13 protein-coding genes and 1 tRNA gene are annotated in these 15,649 nt (G+C 66.5%); 5 read left to right on the forward strand and 9 right to left on the reverse strand.

Annotated features, from left to right (window positions below):
• On the forward strand, window positions 1-465 hold the full coding sequence (gene zapE, locus AC1DRE_RS13430) for an AFG1/ZapE family ATPase (RefSeq protein WP_476985101.1): 465 nt from the start codon (window positions 1-3) through the stop codon (window positions 463-465).
• On the opposite strand, the gene AC1DRE_RS13435 is transcribed toward zapE, so the two are convergent.
• Window positions 462-3,134 (reverse strand): PEP/pyruvate-binding domain-containing protein, encoded by a 2,673-nt coding sequence (locus tag AC1DRE_RS13435; protein WP_476985102.1) that lies wholly within the window; start codon window positions 3,132-3,134, stop codon window positions 462-464. The genes zapE and AC1DRE_RS13435 overlap by 4 nt on opposite strands.
• A gap of 156 nt (window positions 3,135-3,290) precedes the next feature.
• Between AC1DRE_RS13435 and AC1DRE_RS13440 the strand changes: the two genes are divergently transcribed.
• Window positions 3,291-3,641 (forward strand): spore germination protein GerW family protein, encoded by a 351-nt coding sequence (locus tag AC1DRE_RS13440; protein ID WP_476985103.1) that lies wholly within the window; start codon window positions 3,291-3,293, stop codon window positions 3,639-3,641.
• On the opposite strand, the gene AC1DRE_RS13445 is transcribed toward AC1DRE_RS13440, so the two are convergent.
• The 7 genes from AC1DRE_RS13445 to galU form a co-directional block, all read right to left on the reverse strand.
• Complete coding sequence (locus AC1DRE_RS13445) at window positions 3,622-4,461, reverse strand: S1 family peptidase (RefSeq protein ID WP_476985104.1); 840 nt, start codon at window positions 4,459-4,461, stop codon at window positions 3,622-3,624. The genes AC1DRE_RS13440 and AC1DRE_RS13445 overlap by 20 nt on opposite strands.
• 177 nt (window positions 4,462-4,638) lie before the next feature.
• The gene (locus AC1DRE_RS13450; RefSeq protein ID WP_476985105.1) at window positions 4,639-6,231 is read right to left on the reverse strand and encodes an ABC-F family ATP-binding cassette domain-containing protein; all 1,593 of its coding nucleotides are present in this window, start codon (window positions 6,229-6,231) and stop codon (window positions 4,639-4,641) included.
• Between the two features lie 101 nt (window positions 6,232-6,332).
• A tRNA-Ala gene (locus tag AC1DRE_RS13455) sits at window positions 6,333-6,405 on the reverse strand.
• 58 nt (window positions 6,406-6,463) lie between these two features.
• Window positions 6,464-6,679, reverse strand: coding sequence for an NAD(P)H-binding protein (locus AC1DRE_RS13460; protein ID WP_476985106.1), 216 nt, complete (start codon window positions 6,677-6,679; stop codon window positions 6,464-6,466).
• A gap of 22 nt (window positions 6,680-6,701) precedes the next feature.
• On the reverse strand, window positions 6,702-7,667 hold the full coding sequence (locus AC1DRE_RS13465; protein WP_476985107.1) for a hypothetical protein: 966 nt from the start codon (window positions 7,665-7,667) through the stop codon (window positions 6,702-6,704).
• A gap of 143 nt (window positions 7,668-7,810) precedes the next feature.
• Entirely contained in the window at window positions 7,811-8,428 is a 618-nt protein-coding gene (locus AC1DRE_RS13470) for a GNAT family N-acetyltransferase (RefSeq protein WP_476985108.1), read from the reverse strand.
• A 6-nt stretch (window positions 8,429-8,434) separates the two neighbouring features.
• Complete coding sequence (gene galU / locus AC1DRE_RS13475) at window positions 8,435-9,340, reverse strand: UTP--glucose-1-phosphate uridylyltransferase GalU (RefSeq protein ID WP_476985109.1); 906 nt, start codon at window positions 9,338-9,340, stop codon at window positions 8,435-8,437.
• A 99-nt stretch (window positions 9,341-9,439) separates the two neighbouring features.
• Between galU and AC1DRE_RS13480 the strand changes: the two genes are divergently transcribed.
• From AC1DRE_RS13480 to cpaB, 3 genes are all read left to right on the forward strand, one after another.
• Window positions 9,440-10,036: a 5-formyltetrahydrofolate cyclo-ligase gene (locus AC1DRE_RS13480; protein ID WP_104172405.1), complete on the forward strand. Its 597-nt coding sequence runs from the start codon at window positions 9,440-9,442 to the stop codon at window positions 10,034-10,036.
• Window positions 10,037-10,175: 139 nt separating this feature from the next.
• Window positions 10,176-10,427 (forward strand): FmdB family zinc ribbon protein, encoded by a 252-nt coding sequence (locus tag AC1DRE_RS13485; protein ID WP_476985110.1) that lies wholly within the window; start codon window positions 10,176-10,178, stop codon window positions 10,425-10,427.
• A gap of 114 nt (window positions 10,428-10,541) precedes the next feature.
• Window positions 10,542-11,270, forward strand: a complete 729-nt coding sequence (gene cpaB, locus AC1DRE_RS13490) for a Flp pilus assembly protein CpaB (RefSeq protein ID WP_476985111.1) — start codon at window positions 10,542-10,544, stop codon at window positions 11,268-11,270.
• A 38-nt stretch (window positions 11,271-11,308) separates the two neighbouring features.
• On the opposite strand, the gene AC1DRE_RS13495 is transcribed toward cpaB, so the two are convergent.
• On the reverse strand, window positions 11,309-15,544 hold the full coding sequence (locus AC1DRE_RS13495) for an AAA family ATPase (protein WP_476985112.1): 4,236 nt from the start codon (window positions 15,542-15,544) through the stop codon (window positions 11,309-11,311).
• Window positions 15,545-15,649: the final 105 nt, after the last annotated feature.

The raw sequence follows: 15,649 nt of genomic DNA on the forward strand, positions 1-15,649 counted from the left end.
ATGACCGATTCATTGGCCGGCAACCCGCAGTCCGCCTTCCGGCCGGGGCGGATCATCATCCCGGGCACCGCCCGGCAGCTGGGCACATTCGGGCTGTTCGTTCCGGCACCCGGCCAGCGCCGGGCCGTCGAGGTGGCCGGCAGGACGCTGGATGTGAAGAGCGCCGAAGGGAGCCTGCTGTGGATCGGCTTCCGGGAACTCACCGGGGCGGCTGCCCGGGACGTGGCGTCCCTGGCCTCACGGTACGGGGAGTGGGTGGTGGATGGCATTCCGGCACCGGCCGAACCCGTTGCGCCGGAGTGGCAGAAGTTCCTGCACATGGTGGACCGGTTGTTTGCTGCGGACGTCACCCTGTTCCTGATCGGCGCGGCACTGCCGGACTTCGGCGCTGACAGCCCGTTGTCTCTGCTCCTCCGCGTGGAATCGGACGAGGAACTCCCGGCCGGGCATTCGTCCGGGAGTTAGGCCGTGCCGGGCTGTACCAACGTCACGGTGCCGGCGTCGCCGTCCACCTCTATCTGCTGGCCGCTCGCGATCCGGCGGGTCGCCACCCCGGTGCCGAGCACCGCGGGGATGCCGTACTCCCTGGCCACGATGGAGCTGTGGCTCAGCGGGCCGCCCACATCCGTGACCACGGCGGAGGCCATGGCGAACAGCGGGGTCCACGCCGGAGTGGTGATGCGGGCCACCAGCACCTCCCCCGGCTGCATCCGGGCGAAGTCTTCGGGGCCGGCCAGCACCCTGGCCGGAGCGCTGACCCGGCCCTGGCTGGCACCCACACCCTTGATCGTGTTCCCCTCCTGGTCCTGGGACCCCTCCGGCATCATGCCGGCCAGGGACCGCTGCAGCCACCGGATTTCGGGCAGCATCTGCGGGGCTGCAGCCTGGCGCTGGCCCCGCCAGCGCATCCGGCGTTCCCCGACCGCCTCCGCCAGCACCGGCCGCTGAGTGCCGGTAATGGCCGCCGGGCCGCCGGGGCCGGCAAGGCCGAATCCGACGGCGCTGCTGACTTCCTGGTATCGGAGCCAGAACACGTCATCAGGCTGCGCGATGAGTCCGGCAGCGACCAGCCGCCGCCCCAGTTCACGCAGCATCCGCCGCATCAGCGGCCAGCCGAGCCCGACGTCGGCCAGCGCATCTTCGCGGATCGGAGCCGACCCCTGCGCCCACCGGAGCAGCCGCACGAAGGCGGCCCGCCGCGCAGGGTGCAGACGGGCCAGTATCCGACTCGTGCTGTCATCACGGCGGGCGGCGGCGAGCTCCCGTCTCTTGTGCGGATCGTTGCCCTGGCCGCGAAGGTAGAACTTCAGCGTATCCAGCAGCGGAGAGGGGTCATCGGCCGGCACGGGATTGATGAAATCCAGGTTATAGACCGTGTGGCCGAAGCGGTCCAGGTGGAGCTGGAACTTATGTACCCACTGCTGCCAGAGACTGGCATCCATCCCGGCAGGAGGCACCCCTGACAGTTGTGCCGTGGCGAGGGATGTTGTCGGAATTCCCAAGATGGCGTCTGCGAGCCCCGGGACTCCACGGGACCACCCGGCGAGGTCGTAGAGGGCCGTTTCAGCCCGGATGGGTTCGCTCTCGTAGCCCAGCAGGAACGTCTGGGCCGGCGGATCGTCGTCCGCCCGGACGAACCTGTCGTAGAACTTCTGGAAGGCGAGTTCGCTGGACGAGGCGATCGGAATGATGGACTGGACGGCCGTGTAGTACACCGTCCCGGCATCAAGCAGCGCTGACACGCCCTCCAGCAAGTCCTGCCCGGTAAGCTCCGTGACGGGCTTGGCCGACCAGGATTCCACCACGTGCACGTAGCGCGGATGGGAATAGTCCCGCCAGCCCGGGATTCCCATGTGGGCTTCCCCCCGGATCAGGGCGCGGACGGCGGCCGGCACCTTGCCCATCAGCCGCCACAACCCGGACGTGCGGTAGTAGTAATAGGCGTAGCCGTTGATGGCGGGCAGGCCCAGGTCGCCGTCCCGGAGGCTGCTCTTGCCAAACGCTTGGTCCAGCAGGGCATTCAGCGACCGCGACACCGAGCCGTCAATCAGGTCCGCGAACAACGGCGAAAGCGGATCGGGAAGCTGTTCCACGATGCTCGCCCGGAAGTAGAGCCCCTTCGGGTAGGGCACGCTCCAGTCGGTCGGCGTTTCACCCGCGGGCTCGGGCAGCGCCGTGATGGGCCGCGACTGAAGGATGAAGAATTCGCCGTCCGACCTTGCCCATTCAATGTCCTGCGGCGAACCGAAGTGCTGTGCGATCCGTGTTCCGTAGCCGGCCAGTACGGAGGCGCCGGCGTCCTCCAGCACGGGCCGAAGACGGCGGGACGCCGGCACCGGTTCCTCGCGCGTACCCCGGTCCGCATAAACCGTCATGGTTTCCTTGTCGGCCGTCCGCCGGGACACCACGCGGCCTGTCGGGGCGTCTATGACGATGTCATCGGTGGACACGGCGCCGCTGACCACGGATTCGCCCAGGCCCCATGCAGCGCCGATCACGATCTGGTCGCGGCGTCCCGTGGCAGGATTGGCAGTGAACAGGACTCCCGCCGCGTCAGCGGCCACCATGTGCTGGACCACCACCGCCAGCCGGACGTCCTCTGGCCGGATGCCTTCCCGGGCGCGGTAGGCCATCGCCCGGGCGGTCCAGAGGGACGCCCAGCAGCTGATGACCGCCTCTGTGAGGGCATCGCTGCCGCGCACGTTGAGGTACGTATCCTGCTGGCCCGCGAAACTGGCCGAGGCGAGGTCCTCGGCGGTGGCGGAGGAACGTACCGCCACCGCCGTCTCCGTGCCTGGATCGGTGCCCGCGGCTGAGCCCAGCCGGCGGTAGGCATCCCGGATTTCAGCGGCCGCCTCTTCCGGCATCGTGCCACCGGCGAAGAGTGCGAGGATCTGCCCGGAAGCTTCCTCGTAGTCGCGGGACGTGGCTGCGGCCGGCACGGCGGCGTACTCCTGGATGCGCCCGGCCAACTGGTTATCCCGGACGAACAGCTCATAGGCACCGGTGTTGATCAGGAATCCAGGGGGCACCGGCACGCCCGCCCGAACGAGTTCGCCCAGCCCGGCACCCTTGCCGCCCGCCGTCGCGACGTCGTCCCGGCCGACTTCGCTGAAACCATTGATGTAAACCATGACCGCGGTGCCTCCCATCCGGCCGGGCCTTCCCGGCAGCCCCTGATTCACAACATACTGGCACGCGCACCGCCATCAGGCCACGGCCGGGCTGTCCGGTGCCGAACCTGTCCTAAGGCCCTTCCGCTACCCCGCCCGGGTCCCTAGTGTGGGTCCATGGCTGACGCATTTTCCTCCCTCGTGGAGACGTTCAGGAACGTGGGTGTGGCGCGGGCTTACGGCGCTCCGGTGCAGATCGGAGGCGAGGAGCTGATTCCCGTGGCGCTGGTCTCCTTCGGCTTCGGCGGCGGGGGTGACTCCGGTCCGGAGGGCGCCAACGGGTCAGCGGAAGGCGGCGGGGGCGGGGGCTTCGTGCTCCCGCTCGGCGCCTACCTGGCGAACGGGCAGGGCAGGGTGGTGTTCCGGGCCAACACATTAGCGGTTCTCGCGGGGCTGGTCCCGGTGGTGTGCGCCATAGGGATGTCTGTCCGCAGCGTGCTCAAGACGGTCAGCGCAAACCGGCGGTAGCCCTGATCCAGTCCAGTTCGTAGGGGACGGACGCCGACAGGTTGAGATAGGCAGGGGCGGGCGGCAGTTCAATCGCGTTCGTCACCCCGACCAGCTTCTGCTCACCGTGGTCGGACCAGATGACGGGGCCGCCGCTGTCGCCGCGGTTCGCCGACGTATCCGGCGAGTACGTGCAGAACTGCCAGGGCCCTGCGATATCCGGGCATGCCTCCGCGGGGACTGCTGTGAGCCGGGTTTCCAGGAGCCGGGGCGCGGGATCGCACTGTGCCGCCGGGTTGAACGGGTCGCCTGTACAGCCATAACCGGCCACGGTGACTTCTGCCCCGACGGGAGCTGGCGTGGACGCCAACTCGATGGTGGGCTCGGACACGGCCGATTCAAGGAAGAGCAAGGCTATGTCGTCCTTGATCCTGGCGGGGTCGTAGTGCGGCATGGGGACTGCCGTCGCCACGCCGATGGTGTACTCGGAGCGTTTCTGGCCGTAGTGGAATGTCACGACGATGGCAGACGGGCTGCGACCGTTGTTGCGGATGCAGTGCGCCGCCGTGACTACGGTGTCTTCCGCGATCAAAGATCCGGTGCAGGAAGCAATTCCTTCCGGGTAGGCCAGTTCCACCCTGACGGCCCAGGCGTACTCGTCGGAGTCCGCCCTGCTCCCGTTGTAGACGGCGTGGGCCGGAGCGGCCGAGGCTGCCGCAAGGACTGCAGCGAAGATCGTCGACAGCAGCGGCGCCACTAATCGCCGGCGCCGGCGCGCGGAGCTTGAGGGGATTCCTTCTCCGGTGCGGGCCGTGGTCTGCGGGGGGATTCTCTTGCGCATGAGGGTGCTCCTCATCATTGCCTGAAGATATATCGCGGATGTGGTGGAGGAACCGTGACGAACCTGGTTCCCGGAGATCACACATCTGCCCCCCAGTCGCAGCACCATCACTCTGCTCCTCCCCGCCTGCGGCCGTCAAGGCGTATTGCATGCCGGCGGGCAGGTCCCGGCCAGCGGTCAGGCGGCGCGCACCTCGACCTCGCCGGGCAGCGCCGTGTCAGCACCGAAAACGAGGTACCGGTTGGCGATCTTCTCGCTGAAGAACCGGTCGTGGCTGACCACCACCACGGCTCCGGGGAAATGCAGGAGCGCCCGCTCCATGACCTGGGTGCTGGACAGGTCCAGGTGGTTGGTGGGCTCATCCAGCAGCAGGACCGAGGCGCCGGACAGCAGGCACTGGGCCATGGCGACGCGCGCCTTTTGCCCGCCGGAGAGGTTTCCGATTTTCTGTTTGAGGTCCGCCTCGGAGAACTGGAACATCGCCAGGAACCGGTTGACTGATTTCTTGGTGGCGCTGAAGGCCAGGCTGTCCGGCAGCGCGTTGACGGCATGCGACACGGTGTCGGCGTCGTCGAGTTCCTCGAGCATCCGGTTGTAGGAAACGAAGCCGGGTCCCTTGGCCCAGGAGACGACGCCGGTGTCCGCCTGTTCCTCGCCGGTCAGCACCTTCAGGAGGGTTGACTTGCCGCTGCCGTTGGAGCCCAGGACCACGATCCGGTTGCCGCGCCTGATCTCGAAGCCCAGGCCGGAGAAGAGTGCCTTGTCGCCGTAGGACTTGCCCAGCCCTTCCACGCGGCAGAGGACGTCTTTGACGTGCAGGCCGCCGTAGATTTCGGTGACGATCTGGTCCACGGGACGGGGTGTGCGGGACTTCTTGATTTTTGCCAGTTGGTTGCCAAGCCCGCGGCTGGCCGCTTTGGCAGCCTCGCGGCGGTCGGCGATGCCCTCAGCCTCGAATGCCAACAGCTCGGATTCGTGCACAAACTGCTGCTCGAGGGTCTTGAGGCGGAATTGTTTTTGCACGATGTATTCGCCGAAGTTGCCGGGGTATTCGTGCAGGTGGAAATTTTCCACTTCGATAATCCGGGTGACCACGGCGTCGAGGAACTTCCGGTCGTGCGAGACGATGATCGCCGCGCCCTTGAAATCCCGGAACCAGCCCTCGAGCCATTCGACGCCGGCCACGTCCAGGAAGTTGGTGGGCTCGTCCAACAGCAGGACATCGGGATCCTCCAGGAGGATCTTCGCCAGGGCGGCACGGTTGCGCCAGCCGCCGGACAGCTCGTCGATGGCGCAGAGCCGGTGGGCGTCGCTGAACCCCAGCGTCGTCAGGACCTTGTCGATGCGCCGCGGGTAGTCCCAGCCGTCCAGGCGGTCCATATCCTCGAACAGTTCGGCCTGGCGGGAGATCAGCCGGTCGAGTTCTGCTGCGGCGGGATCCCCTGCGATGGCAGCATCGATGGAGGCCAGTTCGGCTTCGATGGCCTTGATCTCCACGAACAGCCCGTCCAGGACGTCGGTAATGGTTGACTCCCCGTTCAGTTCGGAGAACTGCGAAAAGTAACCGACTGTGGTTCCCTGTTCCACGGTGACGGTTCCGGATTCCGGCGTGATCCGGTCAAGGATCAGCTGGAGCATGGTGGTCTTGCCGGAACCGTTCTTGCCGATGAGCCCCACCCTGTCACCCGGTTCCAGGCGGAAGTACGCCTCGCGCAGGATCTGGGTATTGTCGAATCGCACGTTGACGTCGTGCAGCCGGATAAGGCTCATTGCTGTCCTCTCGAGGGGTGGTGCGTGGGCGCGCAGGGCCGGCCCGGCAAACAGAAAGCTCCCTCACCCGGCGCAGGCGCCGGATCAGGGAGCTGATTCTGTGGAGCTAAGGGGATTCGAACCCCTGACCTCTTCGATGCGAACGAAGCGCTCTACCAACTGAGCTATAGCCCCCGGGCCGCCGCCGTTCCTTGGGATGTTTCCCAGGAACAGGCAAACCGGTGTCCCTAGGCTACAAACTATCTGCCTGCTTCGCCAGCCAGCTCCCGAATGTCTCGCCGGTGGTGACGTCCGCACGGAAGTAGGTGGCGCCGTCGTCGTCCCCTAAAGTGCGGGAATTCGGCGGGTTACGGCTGATGACGGACACCTCGTGGCCCACCGTCAGCGCCTGGGCAACCACATCGCGGCCAACCTGTCCGGCACCGCCGGCAACGCAGATGTGGGTCATGCTGCGGGGCTAGAGTTCACGCTCAGGCGCGGCGGCGCTGCAGGACGTCGTCCAGGTTGCTCAAGGCACTCTGCGCCTTGGTCAGGGGCTTGGTCGAGGCTGCGCCGGCAGCCGGAGCCGCCGCCGGCCCCTGCTTGAGGGACGGTTTCCCGGCGGCCTTCGGGGCTTCGGGCAGGTCAAGCGGCTCAGGGGCTGCACGTTCGGCTCTGGCGGCCTCGACGTAGGTGGGTTTGGGAACGTCAACCGGTTCCCAGCTGGATTCAGTGCTGATCGCAGATCCCGGTGCAGTGGCGGTCCGCAGGGCGGTATCGCCGGAGGCCTTGGCCTCGGCGAGGGCGGCTTCACGCAGTTCCTGGGCCGTCAGGGGTTTTACTTTGGGCTTGTTGCCCGCCTCAGCGTCGAACAGCTGGCTTTCCGGGGCGTCCACGGCCGGTTCCCGGGTGGGACGCGGGACAGCAGCGCGCATCTGGCGCTCCGGGGCAGTCATTGCCGCTCGGAAGGCCGCATTCATCCTGACGCGCCGGTCCCGCACCGCCAGCCGCCGAAGCGACGCCACAGCCACGACAGCCGTCAGGAGGGACACAACAGGCAGCCACGACCAACCAACCCCGAACAGGAGGAGGACACCCGATACGATCCCGGTCAGCAGGGACACGAGCGCCATGAGCGCGATCGCACATCGTCCGTAACGGATCCTAAGTACACCCTGACGCGCCTTCGCCGGCCCCGGGCCGGCGGCGGGGGTCAGGGATCCCTGGGCGGATCCGGTGGCCTGCTTGGTTTCCATTGATTTCTCCTGCTGGGCGGCCATTTTCATGACGTTTCCGGCTTGGGGGGTTGCGGGTTCAGCGAAGTTGAGTTCGGGCATCAGCTCGACGGCGGGCTGCAGCTGGTGCCGGCGGTTCCGGAGTACATACGGGGCCACCCAAACAATCCAGAGCACGACAGCGACCACAAGGATCACTGAGCTGCTAAGGGGGAAGTCCACAATCAAAACCGTATGAGTATTTCGCCCCCCGCACTCGCATTACCTCCGGTGTGTCGCGGGGCAGGTGGCAAATCAATGGATTTATGACGAAGGACACAGCAGCCGACCGTCAGGGCCGACGCAGGAAGGGCAGCGGGAGCGCGTCAGGACGGGCGGTTTCTCAACCATCTGGCCAGCAGCCCTTCGGGAACTTCCTCGGCGGTGAGGGCGAACGACCGGTGGTCTGCCCACTCCCCGTTGATGTGCAGAAACCGTGGCCGGTATCCTTCGTCACGGAAACCAAGTTTCTCTACCACCCTCAGGCTGGGTGCGTTTTCGGGCCGGATGTTGATTTCCATCCGGTGCAGCCCGAGCGTGCCGAAGCAGTGATCAGTAACCATGGCCACAGCCGTGGGAGCAATTCCCCGGCCGGCACACGACCTGTCCACCCAGTAGCCCAGCGTTGCCATCATCGCCGAGCCCCAGATGATTGAGGACACCGTCAGCTGCCCAACAATAACGGGATTGCGCTGCCCCGGCGTCCGCTCGGTAATCACAAACGGCAATGCCGTGGCCTGGGCCGCCTGCGCGTTGAGGGACCTGACCATCTGCCGGTAGTCGGGAAGCGCCCCTCCGGGGGCCGGGTTGGACGCCTCCCACGGAGCCAGCCACTCGGAATTGCGGGACCGGACCGCCATCCATTCCTTACGGTCGCGGTACCGGATGGGCCGCAGCACAAGGTCACCACACTCCAGCGTCACCGGCCAGATGCTGCCCCGCATGGGCCGTTACTTGACCAGCGAGGAAGTGAATTCCGGCAGCCATTCACGCAGCCCTGGGCCGAGGTCATCGCTGTCGCAGGCGAGCTGGACGCAGGCCTTGAGGTAGCTAAGCTTGTCACCGGTGTCATAGCGGCGGCCGCGGAACACAACGCCGTAGACGCCGTAACCCTCACCGGTTCCCGCAGCAAGTTCCTGGAGTGCATCAGTGAGCTGGATTTCCCCGCCCCTGCCCGGTTCGGTGCGTTCGAGGACGTCAAAGACGGCAGGGTGCAGGACGTAGCGGCCGATCACGGCCAGGTTCGACGGCGCTTCATCGACGTCGGGCTTTTCCACGAGCTTCCTGATCCGCACGAAACCGTTCATGTCAGTTTCATCGATGTCGGCGCAGCCATACGCGCTGATCTGGGACGGCTCAACCTCGATGAGCGCAACCACGGAACCGCCGGTCTTGGCCTGGACCTCGATCATGGTGCTCAGCAGTTCGTCCCGGGCGTCGATGAGGTCATCGCCCAGCAGTACGGCGAAGGGCTCGTAGCCAACGTGCTGCTTGGCCCGCAGCACTGCGTGGCCAAGGCCCATGGGGTCGCCCTGGCGGACGTAATGGATGTCGCCGAGGTTGCTGGCAGCCTGGATGGATTCGAGCTTGGTGGTGTCGCCCTTGGCTTCCAGCATTGCCTCCAGCGAGGGAACCCTGTCGAAGTGGTCTTCCAGGGCGCGCTTGTTCCGGCCGGTGATCATGAGAATGTCGTTCAGGCCAACGTGGACCGCTTCCTCCACGACGTACTGGATCGCGGGCTTATCCACTACGGGCAGCATTTCCTTGGGCATGGCCTTGGTGGCCGGGAGGAACCTGGTGCCGAGACCCGCAGCAGGAATGACAGCCTTGCGGACGGAAGTATTGGTGGTAGTCACTGGACTAATCTAACGTCAGGGACCAAACATTGGGTAATTGCACGGACCGCCCGGTTTCGCCCCGCACTGAGGCCTCCGGGCATGGAAGGACAGCCGCTGATGCCATCGAAAGAAGAGATCCGCTCCGCCCACAGAACAGAACGTGCCGCTGCCTCCGCCGCCGGGCTGGAAGCCGCCGGCGCCGGCATCGCCCGCCACGGACTCCAATGGGCCACCATGGTTGCGGCAGGTGAGCGCAGCACTTTTGCCGCGTACCTGGGAGTGGGATTCGAACCTCCGACCCTCCCGCTCATCGCCGCGCTTCACGGGACCGGGCACAGGGTGCTGTTGCCGGTCTGCGGGCCGTCGCTCACCCTTACCTGGGTTTACTGGACTCCGGCCACCGAATTTGTGCGCAGCAGTTACGCACCCATCGAGGAACCCGTCGGAGAGCAGCACGGCATTGAGGTCATGCGCGACGTGGCCGGGATCTTCGTCCCCGCCACCGCCGTGGACCTGTCGGGTAACAGGATCGGCCAGGGCGGCGGCTACTACGACAAGTTCCTGGCGGGGCTCGAGGCAGAGGGACTGCCGGTGCCCGCGGCAGCTGTGGTCTACGACAGCGAGGTCCTTCAGGCCGGCAGCATCGCCGCAGAGTCCTATGACCGCCGCGTTCCGGTTGCAGTCACCCCGTCAGGCCTCACACAGCTGATGTAATGCTCCCCTGCCGCTGATGATAGAATTGGCACTCAGGCCCTGCGACTGCTAAGGGACGGAACACGCCGATGGAAATATCGGCAGTGAACCGCGCCAGGCAGCACGGGACCTGTTCGTTTGTCCCAGAGGAGGATTTCCAGTGCCCACGTATGCATATGCCTGCAAGGACTGCAGCCACGCCTTCGAGATCGTGCAGTCGTTCACCGACAGCTCCCTCACGTCCTGCCCCGAGTGCGAGGGGACGCTCCGCAAGAAGTTCAACAGCGTCGGCGTCGTTTTCAAGGGCTCAGGCTTTTACCGGACCGACTCCCGTGACACCAAGGGCAGTAGCGTCTCACCCGCCCCGGCGGCGGCTCCCGCACCGGCCGCCGCAGCCGCAGCCGCCAGCTGACGGAACCGCCCGACTCCCCTGCCGCAACCCACCGGCCCCGACCGCAACAACGGGTTGTCCACATAGGACTTCATCAGGCTGTCCGCAGCACGCGGACCCTTCTAGCGTGTCGGTATGCCATCCACGCTCCGCACCAACGGATTTTCGTCGCGCCGGCACGGCTTTCGGTCAGGACGCCCTGGCCGCCCGGGACCATCTGCCAGGCGTCGCCTCGCTGCCGGGCTCAACCGCAACCGCAGGCTCGCCGTCGCGCTCCTGCTGTGCGCCGCCGCCGGCATCGCCGTCCAGCAACTGACACCGGCACCCGCCCAGACAGTGACCGCCATGGCCTCAGCCAGGGACCTTCCTGCCGGAGCAACCCTCTCCGGCAATGAGGTGGTGGCCGTCAGGGTACCGCCCGGGATGATTCCCGCCGGCGCCTTCACTGACACCGCCGCGATCCAGGGCAAACAGCTCGCAACCCCGCTGCGAAAAGGCCAGCTGATCTCCGACACCCAGATACTGGGACCCGGGCTGCTGACGGGCACCGCACCCGGCTCGGCGGCGGTGCCCCTGAGGATGGCCGATCCGTCGTCCATCCAGTTGGTGGCACCCGGCCAGCTGGTCAACATCGTCATGACCAACGGCACCGACTACGGCCAGGCGGCGGAATCGGAGGTGCTGGCGGCCGCTGTCCCGGTCCTGTGGACCTCCGGACAGGGCGGACAGACCGGCCAGTGGCTGGGCACGGCAGAAACCGAGGGGCTCATGGTGGTCGCCGCGAATCCCGACCAGGCCCGCCGACTTGCCGGCGCCTCAACCCAGGGCAAACTCTTCTTCGTGCTCGTGGGAGCGCCGGGCTAACCGGTCAACGGCCGGCCCGCTCCCGAGGAGCACGCCCGTCAGCCCCAGTGCGGCGGTTTCTGCTCCTGAAGCCATGCATCATGGTCGTAATCCGAGGCGTGATCGCCCCAGCGCTTCGGATCGTCCTCAGCGGCCTTGTTCGGCAGCACTCCGGCCGGCACCACGGCATCCGCGGTCTGGCGGCTCCGGTTGGCCCCATCGGCACTCGAGCCGCGGACGCCGCCCTGGTTGCCTGCTTCACTGCTGTTCGTGTCCATGCCGTCTTCCTTGCTGTACTCCACTGAACCGGGTCCGGCACTGATGGGCTCATCCCCGGCAGCGCCGCCCTGTTCCAAGGGTACCGAGGGATTGCCCGTCGATGCCACGCTCCCGGACCCGCTGCGGTCCTCGTCGCGAGGCCCGGTCCCGGATGCGTCCGCCTGGGAGGCCTCGCTGCCCCGCTCGGCGCTGGTGAGCGTCAGATTGTCCACATCGTCCTCGAAGAACCCCTGCGAAGCGGGTGCAAATCCGGAGACTGCCGGCTTCTCCAGGCCCAAGTAGCCGCCGATCCGGTCGGCACAAGCGGAAGGGTCAGTGAACACTTCGATGGTCCAGAGAGGCATGTAACGCCAGCCCAGCCGTTCCAGCAGCTGCGGACGCAGCCTGCTCCGTTCCCGCACGCTCATTCGCCGGTATTGCTCCGTGCCGTCGGACTCAATTGCCACAGGCCTGGGGATTTCAGCATCATCCTGACCGATGGAATTCACCGGGTCCGCGGCCGCAGCCACGTCAATAACGCCGTCGTACTGGTGCCAGACCCTGGCGCCGCGGGCACGCAGCCTGTCGCCCAGGTCGGCCACGAGGGGGTCGGCACCCAGTGCCTGCTCGCTCGCGGCTGCACGGGACGCAGGGGTCCCGAGATCAGTGTTGCCGGCAATCTCACGGTCAAGGAGTTCATAAAAGTCGACGGCGCCGTGGCTGAGGCGGCTGACGTCCAGGTCTTCCGGTTTGAAGCAGCTCAGTACGTGCAGGGAACGCCGGGCACGGGTCATGGCCAGCGCGAATTTCTCCCTCCCGCCTTCGGCGGACAACGGACCGAAATTGTGCAGCGCGCGGCCATGCGGCGTGCGGCCGTACCCCGGGGAAAAGATCACGTGGTCGCGGACCAGGCCCTGGGCGCGTTCCAAATCCACCACACGGAAGGATTCGGTTCCGGCCGTGAAGAAGCTTGCCAGCAGCGGGTAGTTGGGCAGCTGCAACCGGATGGCCTCACCGATCCTGGCAGCGTGGCGGAGACTCGCCGTAACCACGGCGAGCGAGGTCCGGGGCCGCAGCCGGGCGTGCTCGAACACGAGGCCAACCACCCGGTTCACCTCGGCGACCGCCGATTCCACGCCTTCCTGGTCGGCGCTCGGAAGGCCGGTGCCGTCCGGCAGGTACTCCACCAGCAGGGCACGGTCCAGTCCGGTGGCTGTCTGTCCCTCGGGAAGCCTGCGCAGGCGGCCGCCGTAGAAACTCTTGCTCAGCTGCAGCACGAGGTCTTCGTCGACTGCCCGGTACACGGAAGTCAGCCTCCGAGTGGGCAGCACTGCGGACAACGCGGTGTAGGCACTCTCAACGCTCTGGTGGGCGGTCTCGCCCGCAGCGAGCCGCTCGACGCCCACGGTGAAAGTGCGGGGGCTTGCGATCTTGTCGTCGCCGAACGCGATGACCTGACTTGCCCGGGCGATCGCCGGAAGTACTGCCTGCAGGGACGTCGCTTCAGCATCGAGGATGACCACGGCGTCGAACTTCTGCTCCGCGGGCAACAAACCCGTCATGAGGTAGGGGCTGACGGACCATACCGGCACCAGCATGGGAACCAGCGCGGGGGCCTGTGCCGTGAGGGCGGCCAGGGTGACCCTGCCGTCCTTCAGGAGGCTGCGAAGCAGGTCGGCCTGGCGGGGGTTTTCGCCGATGCCGGCGCGCCAGCGCTCGGCGAGGGCCCACCGCAGCCGTGCCGCCCCGCTCGCGATGTGCGCATTGTCCGCCAGACGGTACTCGGCTTCGAGCTGCCGGAGGGCATCGCCGTCGGACATTGCCAGATAGTCATCGCCGCTGATCATCGCTTCCAGGGCGGATTGCCACCAGGCGAGTTCCAGCTCCGACGCGACGGACTCCGCGGGTACTTCGCGGTCAGCCAGGTCGGCGAGCAGTTCCCCAAGCCCGTGCTCACGCATGCTCTCAATGAGCAGCGTCCGCTCCGGAAGCGTCTTGAGCGTCCTGGTGTCCGCCACCAGCCGCTCCAGGCGCCCCATTAGTTCTTCATACGGCGTGTGCTGGAGGTCGCCGCCGGCGGCGGTGTACTTCAAGGCCGCACCCAGCTGGAGCAGTTCACGCTCAAGGCTGCGGTACATCACGTTCACTTCGCCCAGGCCGGACGGCACTGCAGGGTGCCGCTGCGTGGTCGCGTAGCCCGCCCAAAGCGCCCGCTGCTCCTGGACCAGCACCAGTGAACTGTGGAGGTCGGAAATGTGCACGCCGGGACGGACGTATTCCTTGGCGACACGGCGCAGCCGCGAACGCTGCATGGACGGCATCTCGATGTTCCGCTCACGACGCCACGGGGACGTGGCGGTCGCGGAGATGAGGTCGTGGACCGGCCTGTCAAAGATATCCGGAGTGAATTTGTCCAGGCTCTCCCGAACGGCCATCAGCAGCTCCAGCTGGGCGCCCCACTCCGCGAAGGTGGCACCGAGGCGGATCTGGGCGTGCTCTGCCACCTCCTTCATGTGGTTGCGGAGCACCGGCAGGTTCTTCTCAACCGAGCGCGCAACCTCCTGCGCCTCCTCCGTTTCCTTGCGGGTCAGGAGCCGTGCGCCGTGCCAGGGGCTGGTGGTGGATGCCCGGCTGAAGCTGCCGAGTTCGGCGGCCCGGTGCAGGCGGCCGGCCAGTTCCTCACGGTCCCGGATGTTGTCCAGGACGCTTCGCTTCAACCGCACGGTCGTTGCGGGAGCTGGCTGGATGGACGTCAGCTCAGCCAGCGACTGCATGGCCTGATAAGGCGAGCACCCCCACCGCTGGCGAACGTTGTGCAAGGATGCCACGTGGTCCATGAGCGCGTGCCGGTGCTCAGCCAGTGTGGTGTGCAGGTTTTCGAGCTGGGGCTGAAGTGACTTCTCATTCCGCACAATGGCACGCACCAGCTGACCCTTGAGCTGCAGGGGCGACGCCGTTCCGGACAGCGCAAACAGGATGGATTCCAGGCCGAGCGTCTCCAGCTGGCCGGCAATCTCGCTGAGGCTGGCACGGCGGTCGCCCACCACCAGGACGGTCTTGCCTTCGTCCACCAGCGCGCCGATAGTGTTGATGGCGGTCTGGGTCTGGCCCGTTCCCGGCGGGCTGCTGACAACGAGGGAGTCTCCGGCGCGCACGGCGTCCACCACATACTGCTGGTCGGCGTCGGCATCGAGCAGCAGCAGCTCGTCGGCCGGATCCCGCTGGTCGATGTCCTGGAAACGGTCTTCCGCCAGTTCGGCAACCTCCACGGCTTCCCCGGCGGCGGCGCGGGCCAGGGCTGCCACTACGGCATTGTTCTGGTTGATCCACGGGTCGTCGAGGTTCCCGGAAAGGTCCGCAAACGTTGAAACGAGCAGATTGTGCTCGACGTCGGCCCCGTGAATGGGTTTGATGAGCGTGCCCAGGCGGTCCAGGACGGGCAGGGGATCGAACCGGGCCGTGCTGTAGGCCATCCGGGTCACGGCGTTGACGTCGAACACGATGCCGTGGATGCTCTTCAGGTGCCGGATGAGAGCCGGGTTGATGTGGGCCTGCTCAGTCAGCTGGAGCTCGTAGTCATCCTCGCCCGGACGGACGGTCAGGGAAATCGCGGTGAGCATCACCGGCGCAGACACCCGCTGGGGCTTTCCGCCGACAGCCGATGTCCAGGACACCGTCCCGGCCGAAAAGTAGCCTGCATCGATGCCGCGGTCGTTCCCGAGTTCGAAAATCTTGGAGCGGAGGTTGCGCGAAGCCCTCGCGGCGACAACGTACTGATCGTGGTCGCGGATCAGCGTGGACAGGCGCGTACGCCGTCCCGCCATGAGCTGGGCCAAACCGGACGGATGGGCATGCGTGAGGTCGATGGACCCTTCCGGCGTCTTGGTGAAGCGCAGCATCGTGTCTGCTCCGGTGACCGGCTTAAGCCCCGACAGCCACTTCCTGAGCTCCTCGGAGCCCTCTGTGAGGCCTTGACCAACTGACACTACTGCCTTCTTTTCTGCGCTTGCACGTGACGCCCTGGACCATACCGGCATACTTTCGAGCGTAGCCCGAATCGGGGCCCAGTGAGAGCCCGCAACACTGGGACAGGGCAAAATTGCGCCGGATTTAGCGTGAATAAAGCAAAGTGGCCGGCCTCA

Source organism: Arthrobacter sp. P4_H3 (genome assembly GCF_056400885.1).